19 protein-coding genes and 1 tRNA gene are annotated in these 16,410 nt (G+C 33.8%); 12 read left to right on the top strand and 8 right to left on the bottom strand.

Annotated features, from left to right (window positions below; all coding sequences use genetic code 11):
- Nucleotides 1–11 precede the first annotated feature (11 nt).
- Nucleotides 12–692: a DUF120 domain-containing protein gene (locus NMY3_RS09655; protein WP_196815674.1), complete on the top strand. Its 681-nt coding sequence runs from the start codon at nt 12–14 to the stop codon at nt 690–692.
- Here NMY3_RS09655 and NMY3_RS09650 read toward each other — a convergent pair.
- Nucleotides 680–1,351 carry an adenylyltransferase/cytidyltransferase family protein gene (locus NMY3_RS09650; RefSeq protein ID WP_196815673.1) on the bottom strand — a complete coding sequence of 224 codons (672 nt, stop codon included), beginning with the start codon at nt 1,349–1,351 and terminating at the stop codon, nt 680–682. The two genes, NMY3_RS09655 and NMY3_RS09650, sit on opposite strands and share 13 nt — an antisense overlap.
- A gap of 374 nt (nt 1,352–1,725) precedes the next feature.
- Between NMY3_RS09650 and NMY3_RS09645 the strand changes: the two genes are divergently transcribed.
- A complete protein-coding gene (locus tag NMY3_RS09645; protein WP_231099987.1) occupies nt 1,726–2,853 on the top strand; it encodes an alcohol dehydrogenase in 1,128 nt (375 codons plus the stop codon).
- A gap of 22 nt (nt 2,854–2,875) precedes the next feature.
- Here NMY3_RS09645 and NMY3_RS09640 read toward each other — a convergent pair.
- Nucleotides 2,876–3,037: transfer RNA gene (locus NMY3_RS09640), tRNA-Tyr, on the bottom strand.
- Between the two features lie 92 nt (nt 3,038–3,129).
- On the opposite strand from NMY3_RS09640, the gene NMY3_RS09635 reads away from it, so the two are divergent.
- Nucleotides 3,130–3,573, top strand: coding sequence for a hypothetical protein (locus NMY3_RS09635; protein ID WP_196815672.1), 444 nt, complete (start codon nt 3,130–3,132; stop codon nt 3,571–3,573).
- On the opposite strand, the gene NMY3_RS09630 is transcribed toward NMY3_RS09635, so the two are convergent.
- From NMY3_RS09630 to NMY3_RS09615, 4 genes are all read right to left on the bottom strand, one after another.
- Nucleotides 3,565–4,539: a porphobilinogen synthase gene (locus NMY3_RS09630; RefSeq protein WP_196815671.1), complete on the bottom strand. Its 975-nt coding sequence runs from the start codon at nt 4,537–4,539 to the stop codon at nt 3,565–3,567. The two genes, NMY3_RS09635 and NMY3_RS09630, sit on opposite strands and share 9 nt — an antisense overlap.
- Before the next feature lie 37 nt (nt 4,540–4,576).
- Nucleotides 4,577–5,428, bottom strand: coding sequence for a GNAT family N-acetyltransferase (locus tag NMY3_RS09625; protein ID WP_196815670.1), 852 nt, complete (start codon nt 5,426–5,428; stop codon nt 4,577–4,579).
- Entirely contained in the window at nt 5,409–6,578 is a 1,170-nt protein-coding gene (locus tag NMY3_RS09620) for a hypothetical protein (RefSeq protein ID WP_196815669.1), read from the bottom strand. Before NMY3_RS09620 ends, NMY3_RS09625 begins: the two co-directional genes overlap by 20 nt.
- Nucleotides 6,579–6,663: 85 nt before the next feature.
- The gene (locus tag NMY3_RS09615) at nt 6,664–7,479 is read right to left on the bottom strand and encodes an AAA family ATPase (RefSeq protein WP_196815668.1); all 816 of its coding nucleotides are present in this window, start codon (nt 7,477–7,479) and stop codon (nt 6,664–6,666) included.
- Between the two features lie 426 nt (nt 7,480–7,905).
- Here NMY3_RS09615 and NMY3_RS09610 point away from each other — a divergent pair, with 426 nt between their 5' ends.
- Nucleotides 7,906–8,898: a 2-hydroxyacid dehydrogenase gene (locus tag NMY3_RS09610; protein WP_231099986.1), complete on the top strand. Its 993-nt coding sequence runs from the start codon at nt 7,906–7,908 to the stop codon at nt 8,896–8,898.
- A gap of 12 nt (nt 8,899–8,910) precedes the next feature.
- Here NMY3_RS09610 and NMY3_RS09605 read toward each other — a convergent pair whose 3' ends face one another.
- Nucleotides 8,911–9,201 (bottom strand): hypothetical protein, encoded by a 291-nt coding sequence (locus NMY3_RS09605; RefSeq protein ID WP_196815667.1) that lies wholly within the window; start codon nt 9,199–9,201, stop codon nt 8,911–8,913.
- Between the two features lie 305 nt (nt 9,202–9,506).
- On the opposite strand from NMY3_RS09605, the gene NMY3_RS09600 reads away from it, so the two are divergent.
- From NMY3_RS09600 to NMY3_RS09575, 7 genes are all read left to right on the top strand, one after another.
- Nucleotides 9,507–9,836 (top strand): hypothetical protein, encoded by a 330-nt coding sequence (locus NMY3_RS09600; RefSeq protein WP_196815666.1) that lies wholly within the window; start codon nt 9,507–9,509, stop codon nt 9,834–9,836.
- 73 nt (nt 9,837–9,909) lie between these two features.
- Nucleotides 9,910–10,467: a hypothetical protein gene (locus NMY3_RS09595; RefSeq protein WP_196815665.1), complete on the top strand. Its 558-nt coding sequence runs from the start codon at nt 9,910–9,912 to the stop codon at nt 10,465–10,467.
- Between the two features lie 403 nt (nt 10,468–10,870).
- Nucleotides 10,871–11,068 carry a hypothetical protein gene (locus NMY3_RS16705; RefSeq protein ID WP_231099985.1) on the top strand — a complete coding sequence of 66 codons (198 nt, stop codon included), beginning with the start codon at nt 10,871–10,873 and terminating at the stop codon, nt 11,066–11,068.
- Nucleotides 11,068–11,388 carry a hypothetical protein gene (locus NMY3_RS09590; RefSeq protein ID WP_196815664.1) on the top strand — a complete coding sequence of 107 codons (321 nt, stop codon included), beginning with the start codon at nt 11,068–11,070 and terminating at the stop codon, nt 11,386–11,388. Before NMY3_RS16705 ends, NMY3_RS09590 begins: the two co-directional genes overlap by 1 nt.
- 227 nt (nt 11,389–11,615) lie before the next feature.
- Nucleotides 11,616–11,999 carry a response regulator gene (locus tag NMY3_RS09585; RefSeq protein WP_196815663.1) on the top strand — a complete coding sequence of 128 codons (384 nt, stop codon included), beginning with the start codon at nt 11,616–11,618 and terminating at the stop codon, nt 11,997–11,999.
- Nucleotides 12,000–12,401: 402 nt separating this feature from the next.
- On the top strand, nt 12,402–13,097 hold the full coding sequence (locus NMY3_RS09580; RefSeq protein ID WP_320410450.1) for an HAD family phosphatase: 696 nt from the start codon (nt 12,402–12,404) through the stop codon (nt 13,095–13,097).
- 572 nt (nt 13,098–13,669) lie between these two features.
- Entirely contained in the window at nt 13,670–14,443 is a 774-nt protein-coding gene (locus NMY3_RS09575; RefSeq protein WP_196815661.1) for an NAD+ synthase, read from the top strand.
- A gap of 318 nt (nt 14,444–14,761) precedes the next feature.
- On the opposite strand, the gene NMY3_RS09570 is transcribed toward NMY3_RS09575, so the two are convergent.
- Nucleotides 14,762–15,082 carry a hypothetical protein gene (locus tag NMY3_RS09570; protein WP_196815660.1) on the bottom strand — a complete coding sequence of 107 codons (321 nt, stop codon included), beginning with the start codon at nt 15,080–15,082 and terminating at the stop codon, nt 14,762–14,764.
- Nucleotides 15,083–15,240: 158 nt separating this feature from the next.
- Between NMY3_RS09570 and NMY3_RS09565 the strand changes: the two genes are divergently transcribed.
- On the top strand, nt 15,241–16,134 hold the full coding sequence (locus NMY3_RS09565) for an IS5-like element ISThar1 family transposase (RefSeq protein ID WP_196815659.1): 894 nt from the start codon (nt 15,241–15,243) through the stop codon (nt 16,132–16,134).
- Nucleotides 16,135–16,410 lie beyond the last annotated feature (276 nt).

The raw sequence follows: 16,410 nt of genomic DNA, 5'->3' as shown, positions 1-16,410 counted from the left end.
AGGATAGTTATTTGGAAATAACCAGTACTCAAATAAGTAGTCTAATAAATAGGTCACAACAAACAGCTTCAAAGATATTAATCGACCTAGAGAAAGAAGACCTAATAGAGAGGGTAAAAAACAAAAAGAAATTTGGAATGAAGCTTACAGAATCAGGTTTTGAAATATTACAGAATATTTATGATTTGTTAAAAATATCTATGGAGGAATCTCGCATCAAACCTGTGCTTTTTAAGGGAAAGATCGTTACTGGGATGGGAGAAGGAGCTTACTATATGTCATTAGAAGGATACAAGAAACAGTTCCAAAATAAACTAGGGTATGAGCCATTCCCTGGAACGCTTAATGTAAAGATTGAAGATAAGAACTATATGAATTCAAGAAAAGATTTGATAAATTACCCCTCTATTTACATTGATGGGTTCAAAAATTCTGATAGAACTTTTGGCTGGGTTAGATGCTATCCAGCTACGATAACTCAAGAGCCAAAGCTTCCTAGAGAGATGATTGAATCACAGCAGCCTGATATTTTAAATGATGTTCATGTTCTTTTATTAGAAAGGACCCATCATAACAACAACCTGATAGAGGTCATTGGTCCTCTGAACTTAAAAGAGTCTTCCAATCTAAAAAATGGAGATAGTGTTGTAATAAGAATTAAAGAATCTGTGAGAAACACTCAAAGATCATAAAAGGAATTTCCCAATTCGCTTTTAATTAAAGAACTTTTGAGTTCTGGAATTGGTGAAGAAAGTCTGACAACATCAAGGTTCAAACCTCGATCAAGACAGTTCTTTTTCATAGCTATTTCATCATGGGTTTGGTCGTATCCCAAAGCGATGATATCTGGCCTAACAAATTCTACTGTATCATATATCGATTTTTTTCTCCCTATTACTGCTTTGTCTACAAATTTTATAGATGAAACTAGCTCTAAACGACTTTTTTCATCATGATAAATCTTGCGATTTTTTTTCAAGTTGCTAACGGTGGAATCAGTTGCGACTACAATTATCAGGACATCGCCTAATGATTTTGCAGATTTTAATGTATGAATATGACCAACATGAAGTAGGTCAAATACCCCGCCCACTAGCACAACTTTAATTTGTTCACGACCCAAGTTAGTAAGTGTACACGTTGTATTCGCTGAACCTGTCCCAGAATCTTGTTCATTTTGCTTTATAACAATTAAGCCTAGGTCTTCAAGACTAGCTAATTGATTATTATAAAAGGTCACTTCGAGTTCCAATTTTTTCATCAAATATGGCAATATTGGACTAGGAATTCGGCTATCAATCAAATTGTTGCTATATATCGAACATAATAGGAACCGTTGTATCGAATTCATTAAATTTGATTTACCATGAACTTTCACCGTATATAATTTTACATCTCACAAATACAAATATCCTTAAAGATAGGTTACAATACATTTTACCAAATAATGTCAATTCCGGTACTGCTAAAGAAATCAAAATGGCAGTACTATACTTGAATTGAGTACCTACCTCATTTCCCACTAGCAAGGAGAGTATTATCATAGTAGAGTGTGCTTTTGAGGTTAGTTTGATCTAATAAATGAGTGGAACAAGTCTACAAAATATATCGGTTGAAAAGTTTGATGTCTCAGTACTCATAATCTTCGTCACCATATAATTTCAGACGGCTCTTCGTCGTCATCATTGACATCAATATTTTAGGAATATGAATTAATATATTCTTTTGAAAACAGAATCGTCAGTAAAGATAATTAAACTAGGAGACCATGACTTTGATATGAAAGGGGCTCAAATTATTAAGACAAATGAACCATTAGTAATTAACGAAGTAGAAAAACCTAAACCTGAAGGAAATCAGGTTCTAGTTAGAGTTGCAGCAACGGGTGTGTGTCATAGTGATCTTCATTTATGGGAAGGCGGTTATGCAGGACCCAAAGGCGTCTTTATGAAGGTTGAAGATAGAGGTGTTAAATTTCCTCTTATACCCGGCCATGAAATATCTGGAACAATAGAAGAGGTAGGTAACGGCGTAAGAAATTTCAACGTAGGTGATAAGGTGCTTGTATATCCGTGGCTAGGTGAAGGCAAATGTCCCGCTTGCTTGTCTGGTGAACAGAATCTATGCGATAATCCAAGAACCCTTGGGATTTATCAAAATGGAGGGTATGCACAATATGTTCTAATCCCAGATTCAAAATTTTTGATAAGACTCGACCATCTTGAATTTGATTCTGCCTCTTCATTGGCCTGTTCGGGATTGACAGCATATAACGCTGTAAAAAAGGCAAAGTCAATACCAGGTTTAGAAGATAGACATAATATCGTAATCGTAGGAGCTGGTGGATTAGGGCTTATGGCAGTACAGGTCGCTAAAGCCATATTCAAATCAAAAATAACAATAATAGATGTCAATGATCAAAAACTGGCAGAAGCAAGAAAGCTTGGTGCAGATAACATTATCAATACAAAAGAGAAACAAGACGTTGTAAAAGAGGTCAAAGATCTTACCAATGGTTTTGGAACTGACGTTGTTATAGACTTTGTAAATAACAACGTTACATCGGTAAATTCATTTAATATGTTACGAAAAAGAGGTAAGCTAATTATGGTTGGATTATTTGGCGGATCAATGGAGTTGAACCTGCCAATGATCCCCTTGAGAGGGTATACATTGACAGGAGCTTATACTGGAACATTTCAGGATTTGACTGAATTAGTGGAACTTGCATCAGATGGAAAGGTACGTACAGTTTTAGATAGAACATTTGCGCTCGACCAGGTCAATGAAGCTCTACATGATTTAAAGAATGGTAAAATCATTGGACGTGCCATAATAAATCCCAACCAATAAACAAAATTTTTATCTGTTTGTATCCCGCGAGCAGGATTTACTCCAAAAAATAATCTCTTATTTCTTGATTGAGCCTGCGACTCTTCGGTTACTGTTGAATGTAAGCCTGATAGGCTGATGTACGATTAGCAATATTTTGCCAACAACTACAGCCGAAAGCTCTACCAGGCTGAGCTACCGCGGGATATTTAGGATTTAAAAGAAATGATATATATTCTAATCGTAACGGCATAAATCAATGATTATATAGTGTTTTTCTGTCAATAAAATACCTTAATGAAGCTTGATAATGCCCGCAATAAAGTAATATTCATTGTTCTTTTATCCATTGGATTTACTTTGGCAATGTATTGGGTACTGAGTTACTCATTAAGTCAAACCAATTCTTCTTCTCCTAGACTCATACCAGAGGAAGCTTATCTAATAATTCTACATGACGTATACAATCAATCCTTGGATCAATTAAGCAAGATTACATTTGCTGATCTTGATGGAAAATTTACATCTCAATATGTAATGGTAGATGCTAATGGGACAATATACCAAGCAGATAAAGATACTCACGATACAGGGAAGGTATTAGGCAGTACGGTTGAACCTCTAACTGGCGGTAATCACTATGGTTGGGAAATTACTGCAAATAATACAAAATATTACATCGATTCTACAAGTGGTCAAATGATCTTAAACCCAGCAAGATCAAATGAGAATTCAAACTGATAATGTAGATTCATTCTCAAAGTCTACAAGCAAATCAAATATTAAGTAAGAAATTATTTTATCGGCACCAGCCCTTCTTAAACTTTTGAGATATTGAACTGTCCATTCCATTTGGTCAATAGGGTCTATTTTTGAGCCTGCCTTTAGTAAAGCATACTCACCTGAGACATTCTGAACTACTAGAGGAACGTCCACTAAATCCTTAGCTAATCTCACTAAATCCATATACCAAAATGATGGTTTAATCATTACCCAATCCGAACCCTCTTTTATATCATATAAAATTTCTCGCATTGATTCCCTAGGATTGTTAAAGTTACATTGATAACTTGATTTATCAATAAAGTTAGGACTATGATAATTATAATTACGAAATGGGGAGTATAGACAAGAATTATGTTTAGCAGAGTAACTCATGATCTTTACTTTTTTAAACCCACTCTTCTCTAACAAATTAGAAAGGTACAAGATTTGACCGTCCATCATTGACGATGGAGCAATGAAATCGGTTCCGCTTTCGCAAAGACTTAATGAAATTTTTCCAAGAATATTTATGGTCTTGTCGTTGTCTATTCGCATTCCATACTTAGGCTGGCTGTTACCTTCTCTAGAGCCATTTGTAACACCACAATGGCCGCTTGTATTATACTGGCATATGCAAACGTCTGAGAGAATGTTAAATTTTTTGTCAAAATTTTTTCTTATTGTTTGAATTGCAATTTGAATAACTCCATTCTTTTTGAAAGCTTCACTTCCTGAGCGGTCTCTTTTTTTTGGAATGCCAAATAGCAACATGTTTGATATTTTAAGTTGAGCCAACTCCTCAAACCTATTGACCAAATTTTTCGAAAATACTTTTGAATTATTCATGTATCCAGAATCTAAGCTTTGCTTGTAAGCCTGCTCGTCCTCATATACGAATATAGGAAAAATTAGATCCCCCTGTATACCTTCAAGAAATGTCAATAGATTTTAAATAAGTGGACCAAATGATATATTAAATCTAACTGATAGAAAGAGAAAAGATAGTTTTGATGTAAACTTTTTTGAAACCTCGTCTTTGATAAAATCCTGTTGTATTATCGCTATGCAAAGCTTGAAGGCCTAGAAAATCATATCCTTTCGTATTAGCATAAGATATTGCGAAGTCTATAATGCTTGAAGCAATACCAGTATTTCGGAACTTTTTATCGGTACCTAAGCAGTACAGACCTAAGACACCATTTGAAGGGAAAAGCAAGCAACAGCCCAAAGCTCTTAAACTATTATGGTTATTTTTTTTATCATCGAGTTCTTGTTCATACAAAATTAGTTTACTTTGACTAAAATTCTCTTTTTGGAGACTAGTTCGAATAGTGGTTCTTTTTTGTATGTCGATTCCAAATGAATTTAAATAAATATCTAGCCAATCATCGAATTCTTCGACGGAGCTGACCACCTTACAAGATTCGATATCAACGACCTGTTCTTGTTTTTCATAATCATTCTTTGAAAAGTATTTTTGGTCTCTAACTACATTGATCAATCCTGTCAATTTATCGATACTTCTAAAGCCGTTCTTCTCAAGGATTGATTTAATAAATGAAAGGTTATCATCGATATGGATGTAAACATCTATTTCTTGTACTTTGGAAATTTCTTTAAGTTGTGATACGATTGATAAAATAAGCTCTTCTCCCCTTTTAGACTCCTCAATCCCCTGAAGTAGAATGACCCTGTTGAGGAAATAGTCGCCTTTTAACGCTCGATAGGCTAAGATTTGAAAAGAGTCGGTAAGGGTAATTGTCTTATTACTCCAACTCTTGCAAAATTCAATTTCATTTGATTTTAAGATATCAATAATATCGCAATCCAAGTAAATCAGTCATCTTCTTTACATAATTAGCATTTTCTAGATCTCTTATACACTTTCTTATGTAGTTGATCGCGGATTTGGTGTCATAATTATTATTAATTATTCTCAAAAACTCGGAAAATTTTTGTGACTCAGAATCATTTAATGTTTCCGTAGATTTTCCGTTCTTGACATTTTCCAACATGAAAAATGATGAAATTTCATTATCTACAAGAACAGCATCCGACAATTTCCTTTTATTAAGACTAAAGTCTTTGTCGTAACATTCGCTTAGAAAAAGTATCTTTAAAGAATTTGGAGAATATTTGTTAAGGAAATCGCTTATAGTAATAGTATTACCTCTAGAATTAGACATCTTTTCAGATTTGATTTTCAAAATACCTATGTGAATCCATTTTGGTTTTTTTTCATTTTGATGGTTAATCTTTTGGATTTGATGAGAAATTCTATAAATGAATTCATGGTGAGGATAAACTAGTTCGTCTGCCCCCCCGTGTATGTCATAGTCAAGATTAAAAACAGACTTAATTATTTGATAATCTTGAAAATGCCATCCAGGAATCCCGCTAACTAAATTCCTAAAATAGAATTCGAAGCGTTCGTCGCCCCTCATAGATAAATCATAGAAATTCTCAGCATTCCAAAGCATAATGTCTTTTTGATCCTGTTTACCTGGCGCGATATCAATTGGCATGTTATCCAATTGTTTGGTTGTAAAACCAAAAGGACTCTGAGTATCTGGGTCTATTTTAAGATAAATATTACCCCCATAGGAGTAAGCTTTCTTAAGTTCAAGCAAGTTTATTATTTGGTTTAACATTTGAACTTGGAAACTAGATACTCTGGTGAATGTGAAATTGTTGATAACTTGTAATTTTTGTAAGTCTTTGATCAATTGGGTAAGATAATTCTTTGTTATATTTTCAAGTGAGAGATTACCACTAGCACCTGCATCTGCCTTGATTCTGGCAAATATTTTGGGATCGACATCAGTCAGTTGTACTACAGCAATTGGAGATTTTCCCAGAAATTTGTAATAATTGATCAAAAAGTTAAAAAAAATAAAAATTCGGGCATGCCCCAAGTGGCTTTTTTCATACAAGGTTGGACCACAGATAAAAATTTTCAATTTTTCATGTTCTTTACTCAAAAATGGAACACTAGATTATTCTACTTTGTTTGTAAAAGGAAAAACCGGGCCATGAAATTCAATTATATGTCGCTTTTACTTGCAACTAAATATTTTTACTGTTACCAGCGTTTGTACTATCATACCTAATAAGGGTCTTTATTATCGTGTAAACATCTTCTTTATTATTACAAATTCGACCTATTTTGATACAATCTCTTATATCCCTAGATTTCAGTTTATTCCAAACCAATCTCGCAATCAGAGTTGAGACTTCAAAATCCATATTACACTCACTTGCTAAAATGTGGTTTGCTATCTTCTCAAAAGTAGGATAGTCATATTTCTTAAAATAAAGTACAAAGAAGCGCGACAAGAGTGGGGTTAGAAGTTTTTTTTCATCATTACAAGATGCAAAAACCCATGTCCTCATGATCGAATTACGAGTTTTTTCATATTTAGTTTCGCTTAATATTCCTGTTTCCATCAAGCTAAGAAGTGCTGCCTGATCCTTTATTGCCATATATTCAATTTCATCGACGATTAGATTTTTTGGTCTGTTATTGAATAAGTAATCTAACATTCCTGCTTTCGTGCTATGACTACCCAACGTAAAATAGGAACGAGAAAGTTTCATACATTCCATCAAAAATAGCGTCTTAGCAGAACCAGGAGGACCTACAAGCAATATATGAACTGGTAACGATGAATTAAATGCATAATTAAAAATTTTCTTAACATCATCATACCCCACTATGTTTGCAAATAAGGTTTCTGATGATTCTTTAGAATTTTTTTCAATCATCAAGGACTCTAAATTATCTTGATCATCTTCATCCTCATACTCAGTCTTTTTTCGGATTCCAACCTTCTTACGGTTACTAATTCCATTCTCCTGCACATTCGTAGAATGGTCTTGCATGAATTCTAATAATCAGTAGTCTATAAAAATATACTTGTAAAAATAAACATACGGTTGCTGCTTTTACTTTTATATATTTAAGATCGCAACTACATTCCCTATCTTTTGTTGGGCCTCAACGGACTTTCTTTAAAAATATCAAGTAGCGTTCAGAGCCTTAAATATACAAAACAATTCATTTGTATTACTTAAAATAATATGCGATATTGAGCTGGTGGATTATCATGTCCCCATGCACTTGTAGTGACGAATATAGAATCTTGATGGTCTAGAAAAGTACACTTGATTCAATTTAGAGATTGAAAAGATGGTCATCATTACATAAACCATAACCTTTTGCTCCAACAATGCTGCAGACATAAATTTTTGAATAAATCATTCCTACAAAATTAACAAATAATATAACGGAAGCTCAATAGACAACATTTGTCAAAGAAAATTAGACCGATTGTGTTGGTAACGAGACCGATTCCAGAAGCAGGTTTAAACATCTTAGAGCCTCATTGTGACTTAATCATAAATCGAAGAAATGCTCCTCTTCAGTATCCGGAATTATTAAAGAAAGTGAAGGGTGTAAATGCGATTTTGTGTTTTCTTAACGATAAGATTGATAAACAAATCATGGAAGCTGCTGGTCCATCACTCAAGGTAATTAGCACATTCAGTACAGGATATGAACACATCGATATATCAGAAGCTAAGAGGAGAGGAATAAGGGTAGGTTATACCGGAGACATCCTTACTGATACTACTGCTGATTTAGCAATTGGGCTCATGCTTTGTCTTGGAAGAAGAATGGTTGCAGCTGACAACTACCTCAGAAAAGGTAAATGGAAATATGGCTGGAATCCAGACCTTATGATTGGGAGTGATTTGCATCATAAAACTCTAGGAGTCATTGGCTTGGGAAAAATAGGCAGCGCAATTTGTAGACGGGCAACAGGATTTGGAATGAAAATATTATTTACAAAAAGGAATTTTGATCAGAATGATTTTAATAGAAATAAATCGTCTGACAAGTTAGAATATTGCAATTTACAAAAACTTGTCTCAGAATCAGATTATGTTGTAATTAGTTGTACCCTCAATAAAGATAGTTATCATTTAATAGATTATGATAAGATAAAAATGATGAAAAGGAATACTTTTATAATAAATATTTCAAGGGGCAAAATTATTAATGAGCGTGATTTGATTCGTGGTTTAAAGGAGAGGTTGATCGCAGGAGCCGGCTTAGATGTCTTTGAAGATGAACCAATCAAGAGTAACAATCCGCTAATCAAAATGCAAAATGTAGTTCTATTACCACATATAGGTAGCGCAAGCATTGAAACGCGAAACAAAATGTCAGTAATTGCTGCTTCTAATATTATTGACGTGTTGAAAGGTCGTCAAGCCAAGGCATTACTACTAAGATAATATCTCTACCAGCTATACATCTAGTCTCTTGATCCGAACCTCTTCCTCATCTTCTCGGTTGCCCTTAACACAATCCGTATGGATTATTCGTATGTTCGTCAAACTTATCTTACCCGAAGGAATAACATTCTTTTTTTGCAGTAAATGAAACCTATCTTCTAATAAAGCCCTGTGATCTGAACAGGTCACTCCTATCATAAATTTACCGTTGTGGTCAGTTTTATCTTCTACTTCAATAATAAATTCAGGAGGAAGACGGCATGCAAGGCCGTCTGATACAAAAGAGCAATGTTCAGGGATCAACTATTAAAATAATCCATCATATCAATTTAAAGTTCTCTGTTTCTCTGGTTAACCCTTGGGACTTTCCAGATAAGTATCGCGGAGTATGAAAGATGAGGATTAATTGTTAAATTAGAACCGTATATCAAAGCCCAAATGTTAATTCTGTATAAAGTTCCATGGAGCAACCTTATCATCTATGCGACTTGTTGATATAGACTTATTCCCTGATAGGGGAAGAAAATGCATGAAGATAAACCTAGATAATAGAAAACAAAACATATACGATTTATAACGTTTCATGTTATAATATAACCGTATACAGAATGAATCAATTAAATAATAATCTAAATAAGATAACCCATAAAATATCCGAAGAGGGTGTGCCCATTTTAGAACAATTAGTTGAAAAGTTAACTGGAAAGGGTGCAGTTATTACATATTCATTTGATAACCTCAAAATAGAGATGCCTAAAGCTGAAGGTCATGAAGGGTGTCAGATTTGCAGTGGCAACCTTACTGTGAACGGTTCAATTAGAATTTCCGCCGAAGTTCACAAGAAAAACAAAGGTAGCGTTAAAGAGACAAAAGGTAATGAGACCACGATAGAAGAGAATATTCAAGGTTATGATAGTAACAATGATGTCAACCGATGATAATAATGAATCTGAACCCTATGACAACCTGGCCTTTGGAGGCTTCCCAATAAATAATTGAGATTTGGTTGGATTGACAAACATTGAACACAAAAAAATGGAGAAGTCTAGTAATTCATTGATTGATAAGTTAGTAAAATCGGTTAAAGCGATAAAGAGTGGAAAATTACATATTGAGATCCAGGACAAATCAGCTATAGATATTGTTGCAACCTCAGGAAACAATGCAAATAGGATCAATATCGACATAATAGAACCTGATTTGTTTGATTTCCTTAAAGGAGGTATCAGCGATAGTCACGAGGATAAAGGTTTGCCAAATGGCAAGGAAAACGAAAGTTCGGTAAATAAAATATTAGATAAACTGGATGGTGCTAAGGAATTCATTCACTCCATGACTGATAAAGAATCTTCTTTCCAACAGCAGTTAGATTTAGCCAAGAATTTTGCACATACATTGACAGAAAATAACATGACTTTAGTATTAATGCGAAGAGGAAAGGAGGCAATGATATTGGGGAAGGAGGCAAAACCTACTTTGTCGAAAATTATTTCAGGTAGCGATGATTTACAAGTTGTAAGTGTAATTGAATCCTCAAAACTTATTGGAGATATTAACCCCGAAAGCTAAAATAACATTGAGTGCGACATACTGTGAAAGGTTCATCGAATCATTAAACTATTCGGATTTGTATATTTGTATATTAACAAAATGGTGACGCCTCGATTAGATGACCCGTCCCTACGTTATGTATAATACAAGCAAAATCATTTTTACTTCATAGACTAAGTTACAAAACAAACCAGACTTGTCCGAATTCAGACTACGTTACAGATTAGTTTTGCTATGATACTTTGTTTTGTTACTTGTTAATGGAATTGACATGTATACTTAATTGACAAAATGTGAAAAGTCGGTCGATTATTTTCAAAGACAGCTTGTGTGGTCTAATTTCTATGTGCATAGCAAAGTAGTCACTAGGAAACTAGACGGATCACTCCTTATATAGAATGTTGCGCTAAAATTTTCAAACATGGTCAAGATCAGTTTAGATGAAATCAATTTGTCTAAAATGCATCTAGAGTTTGTAGGGGAAACGGATCGGAGATGCAAGACCTTAAACAAATGTTTAGGTTTGAACACCGTTAAAGTTCCTTTTAATTATAGTTCCATTATTCTGAGGACAAAGATTGGTCTGAATAATATGAGTGAAATCGGCGGGATATTGTAATGAAACTTATTAAGGATGAAGAGAAAACTCAAAACATTTTAGTTATGCAGGCCGTTATATTTCAGCCTATTTTGCTAATGTGTGTGAAAGGTACTCCGATCCAGCATATTTATTGGAAAATTCAAAGATTGTTACCTATCTCTGAAGAATTAATAAAAAAATATCTCTTTTACCTCATTGAATATAGATTGATAAATTATAATGGTACTAATCACTCGTTTTATACCAGCAACGCGGGAGTAAATTTATTATTTAAGATAGAACGTAAAAAGCTAACAGAAAAGATTACAACTAGTGAAATTCTTTTATATTTGGAGTAACTTTATCCGAACTTGATATATTCTCAACATATTTACTGTATGTCAAAATTGTAGTCAAGTAAAAATTAGAAGGTCCATAATTAAGACAAATATTTGATCCTTTTAGAATTAAAGAACATTTCAGTGTATAGTACATTTAATGCAATTTGCGTCAATTGATGTAATGTATTGGTTAAAATTAGTATTGAAAACGGTTAAATATTCACGCATGCACTAAAGTATTCGATATGTCGGAACCTGCGTCTGTAATGGTGGTTGAAGACGAAAAGGAACTGGCTTCATTATTTAAAGCATTTCTAGAAAGAATGGGTTATGAGCCTATCACTTTCACTGATCCAATTATGGCACTTGAATTCTTTAAACAAGGTACGAAGGAATTTTCACTAATACTTACTGATCTAAGGATGCCAGAGATGTCAGGACTAGATCTTGCTGCTGAAATCAGAAAAATTAATGAAAAAATTAAGATCATTTTGATAACAGCATTTATGGTTGAGGATCTAATGATAAGTGAGACTTATAAGATCGCCAAGATAGACGACATAGTGCAAAAACCAGTCAAGATTTCAGCCTTAAAAGAAATCATCGAAAATGTATTGCAGAGGGATTAATTATGGTGCGTTAATATTTTGATATTGCGATTATTTCAAGGGTTATAATTCAATCTTTGATTTAATGGATATTTGGTTCATATATGACTCAAGTCCACCTTGAACTAATCATGATATATCTATTTACTATTTACTATGTTACTGATGTTGGTAAACAGTCTATTTATTGCAATGATGAAACATATTTCTTTCATTTTTTTATCATCATATGTTAACTGGAATTATATCTACTTATATTAAGACAAATGTCAAATCTTAGTATGTTATTGGGAAAATATTTATTCAACAAACTTTATACGATCCTCTTTTACGAGTAGTGCTTTTTCTGTTCCGAAATGGCAGAATCAGAGGAGAATCTATTATCACACTTTATATTGTTGAAAAGTGACTTGTTAATCAAAGTTGAAAGGAATTTTGTTTGACATGGATGGCGTACTCATAGATGCGATGCCATTTCATGCAGAAGCTTTTCAAAAGGCATTTAGAGAAATCGTTAAAATTGATATAGACAAAAGAAATGTGTTTTTACTTGAGGGAATGCCTGGCCCCTTACTAATACGGGAAATTTTCAAACGAAGTAATCTCGAATCGCCTGATGAGAAACTTGTAGAAAATATTAGTAACCGGAAAAAAGGATTATTTGAAGAGCTTCAAAGAGCAGGAGCTTTTCCGGGGGTAAAAGAATTAATTGAATCGCTCAATTGTAAGAATTGTTTAACAGCAGTAGTAAGTGGAGCATCTAGGAAAGAGGTCGAGTCGCTGTTAGAACAAAACAACCTTTCCAAATTTGACCTAATCATATCTAGCGAGGATCTAGAAGAAGGCAAACCGAATCCTCAGCCGTTTATCATGGCGTTATCTAAACTCAAATTGAATCCTTCTGAAGCATTAGTTGTCGAAAATGCGCCTCTAGGCGTTGAATCAGCTGTAAAGGCCAATATTGAGTACATTGTTACACTGAATAATACCCCACTAGAACTCTCAGATTTTCGTGTCCTAAATGATAATGATTTTGCAACTAAAAATGTGTATGAAGATACTCAATCAGCGGCAAAATTTCTAATTGATTGGTGCTGTCGTGATGTTCAGACAATATGACGTGAATTACGAACAAGAATTTTTAGAGAAGTTTTCATATCCCACTACATGTGAAGAAGCGTGATTCTAGAACTATTATTAGAAGATGATAATTACCATATAATACTTAGAAACCCGACTGGTGCGTAGTATAATAAGTATCTATTGATTTATTGATAGGTAGTCCATATTTTATTCACATGGGGACAGTTATCAAATGATTGCCCCTGCAACTCATATTTTTTGTTTTAAAAGAGGTTGTTAAACTTCTGTCTGACCTTTTAATGTTTCTTAATTTGTGACATCTTAGAAAATCAAACACGTAAACAAGGCTTGGACTGTTATAAGGTATCAAAGATAAAACAATTGTCCATCCATTATGAAATTTTATTGATAAAATCTGCGTAGTAGATTGTGCAAAGTCAAGGAAAACTTAAATTATTCAATTATTGAGAATATGTGCTTTGAACATGAACACAATTACCATTGTGCAATTTTTGATTTGGTTTTCGAGCTATTAACTTAAATTATGAAAGATATTTACCCTTTGAGTCATATGCAACATGTTGCATTTAGAAGCGGTATGAGGAAACTTGGATGAAAGAAAAGTAATAAAAAAAATCTCAAGATTCTTAACCAAAGAGACTAGTTCAAGAAACGCTAAATGTGTTGTAATTGGGATTAGCGGCGGAATAGATTCGACCGTTACAGCATATCTCTCAGCACAAGCATTGGGACCTGAAAAGGTTTTAGGTCTGTTACTCCCGGACTATTCTGTTACTCCAAAGGTTGACGTAAAACATGGCTTAGAAATTTCAAAAAAATTGGAAATTGGTTATGAGTTGATTGATATCGGTAAGGGTAAACATCATATAATAAAGAACTTCCCCCGAAATAAGCTAGCAAGAGCCAACTTCCTAGTCAGGCTAAGGATGGCAATTCTGTACTACTATGCTGCTGCTAGTGGAGGCATAGTGGTGGGAACTGCTGACAAAAGTGAATTGCAACTTGGTTACTTTACAAAATACGGAGATGGAGGAGCTGATATTTTTCCAATTGCAGATCTCTATAAAACAGAGGTTAGAAAAATTGCCAGATACATGGAGGTTCCACAGCATATTATTGAAAAACAAAGTAGTGCAAGGTTATGGAAGGGACAGACAGCCGAAGGCGAAATCGGATTATCTTATGAAACCATTGATAAAATTCTAAGTCAAATAAATTTTGACAAGACATTGAAAAATTCCTCTTTCCCTGAAATAATAGGCGTGGATCAGAAAGACGTTAGTATCGTTATTGAGTGGATAAAGAGCAATAGACACAAACATGAGTTGCCAATCCCAAGATGCAAATTTAAACTAAAGTAACATAATTATTTTATTCTTTCATGATCCTCCTTTTTTTGTGATGATCTCAAGAAATACCCAGATAGAAATACGTACTACAACATAAGAACCTTTTTCAACTACTATTTAGATCAATTAACTTGTAAAATATCGAGAATTATTTAGATTTATTGACCATTATCGTAATAATTTATCATAGCGAACATGATGATAAATGATAAAGAATGTAAATAGTCAAGTTAAGGTAAGTATATGCACAAAACTGACTTTACATATTAATTGGATTGGGAGTAAATAATACCGGACTAACCACTCAAAAGGACTGGATGTTTAAGAAGATCACCCATTATCAGCCTCCACCAAAATCATTTCATTGTTTATCTCTATAGCGATACTTTTTTGCTTTAAAATTTTTCTGAGATCGTTTGCCTGTTTTATCAAGTCCTTCTCGGTTAGCTTATTCTTATGTACTTCTACCCGAACATATTTAGTGGGTTCGATTTTATTTTCAAAATATCCATCAAATTCTATTAGAGTCATCCCTTCAAACTCGTTTGATAACTTTTTTACAACTTCAAGATATCCCTCCTTTCGAGGTAAGTAAAATTTTATAGAATTTTTTAGTTTTTGTACTTTAAACCCTTTTGAATTTTTGGTCATAATACATTTTCTAATTTATTATAAATAAGCAGTTAGGTTATCTAATTTTTTTGGCCGGAGTGATATACCTTTTTTATTTTTCTGCTATTTTTTTATTAAGATTTATGCTTTGTCGCCTAACTCAACATATTTAGCTGGAATGAACAGATTGATTATTTGTGATAGACTGGCCCTCTTACAATCGCTCATTAGTTCAACGCGGTGAGATCCTCTTCTCGTATGATTTCCTTGATGGTTGGGGTTCAGAGATAGAGAATATGAATATAAACAAAAAGGGTAAACCATTTGTATTTCCAGATTCTTTCATCTTGGCCATTGGTTACATTCGCTATTTATTTCACCTACCATACAGACAAACCCAAGGTATAATTAAGGCCACAGGAAAAAGGTTACCTGCTAATCCACCAAGTTATGGTCACATCTGTAAACGAATCAACAAGCTAAACATCGATATTAAAAGAGACAAGATGGATGACGATGATGACCTAATAATATCAATAGACAGTACAGGTATCAAGATTACTAACAGAGGTCAGTGGATGGATGAGAAATGGAATACACAAAATAGAAAAGGATATCTCAAGATCCACGTTGCTGTAGACATAAAGACCAGGAAAATCATTGCTTTGGAAGTGACAGATGAGAAGGTACATGATGGGAAAATGCTAAAGAAACTAGTCAATCATGTTTTGGATTCGAGAGAACCAAACACTGTAAAGATAAAATCGGTACTAGCTGATGGAGCCTATGATTCAAATCCAAACTTTGTGTATCTTGAGGACAAAAAGATCAATCCAGGTATAAAGGTAAGAAGGAACTCTATTGTTTCTCCTAAAAACAATAGGTTAAGGAACAACGAAGTAAAGTTACAAGCAAAGGATCTGTTGAAATGGAAGACAAAAAGAAAATACGGACAGAGATGGATATCTGAAACTGTGTTCTCAGCTATAAAGAGAATGTTTGGTGAATACACATCAGCAAACAGGTTTCAAAACATGGTAAAGGAGATCATGATAAAAGTATCATTGTATAACATTTTTAGAAGAATATAACATGATGATCATGATGATAACCGGAGAATAAGGAATTATGCAACAAAGCAAAGATTTAGGTTTATCTCAGAATCAACCAAGATGTGTTCTTATACAACATGCAATAGAATTATACGGAGTAGAAAATAATATCTCGTGTCACCACAAGCCCAACAATATCGCCCGTATCACTGATGAGTCCTTTTAAATTTGAGTATATTTATGAATTTTCTGATAATGGTGTGTTCTGGTTTATTACCCGAGGCAAAAGAGTGGCATTTATTAAGTAAAAGAACG

The sequence above is a fragment of the Candidatus Nitrosocosmicus oleophilus genome (genome assembly GCF_000802205.1).
Lineage (GTDB): Archaea > Thermoproteota > Nitrososphaeria > Nitrososphaerales > Nitrososphaeraceae > Nitrosocosmicus > Nitrosocosmicus oleophilus.
This window is presented reverse-complemented; position numbering and strand designations above follow the sequence as displayed.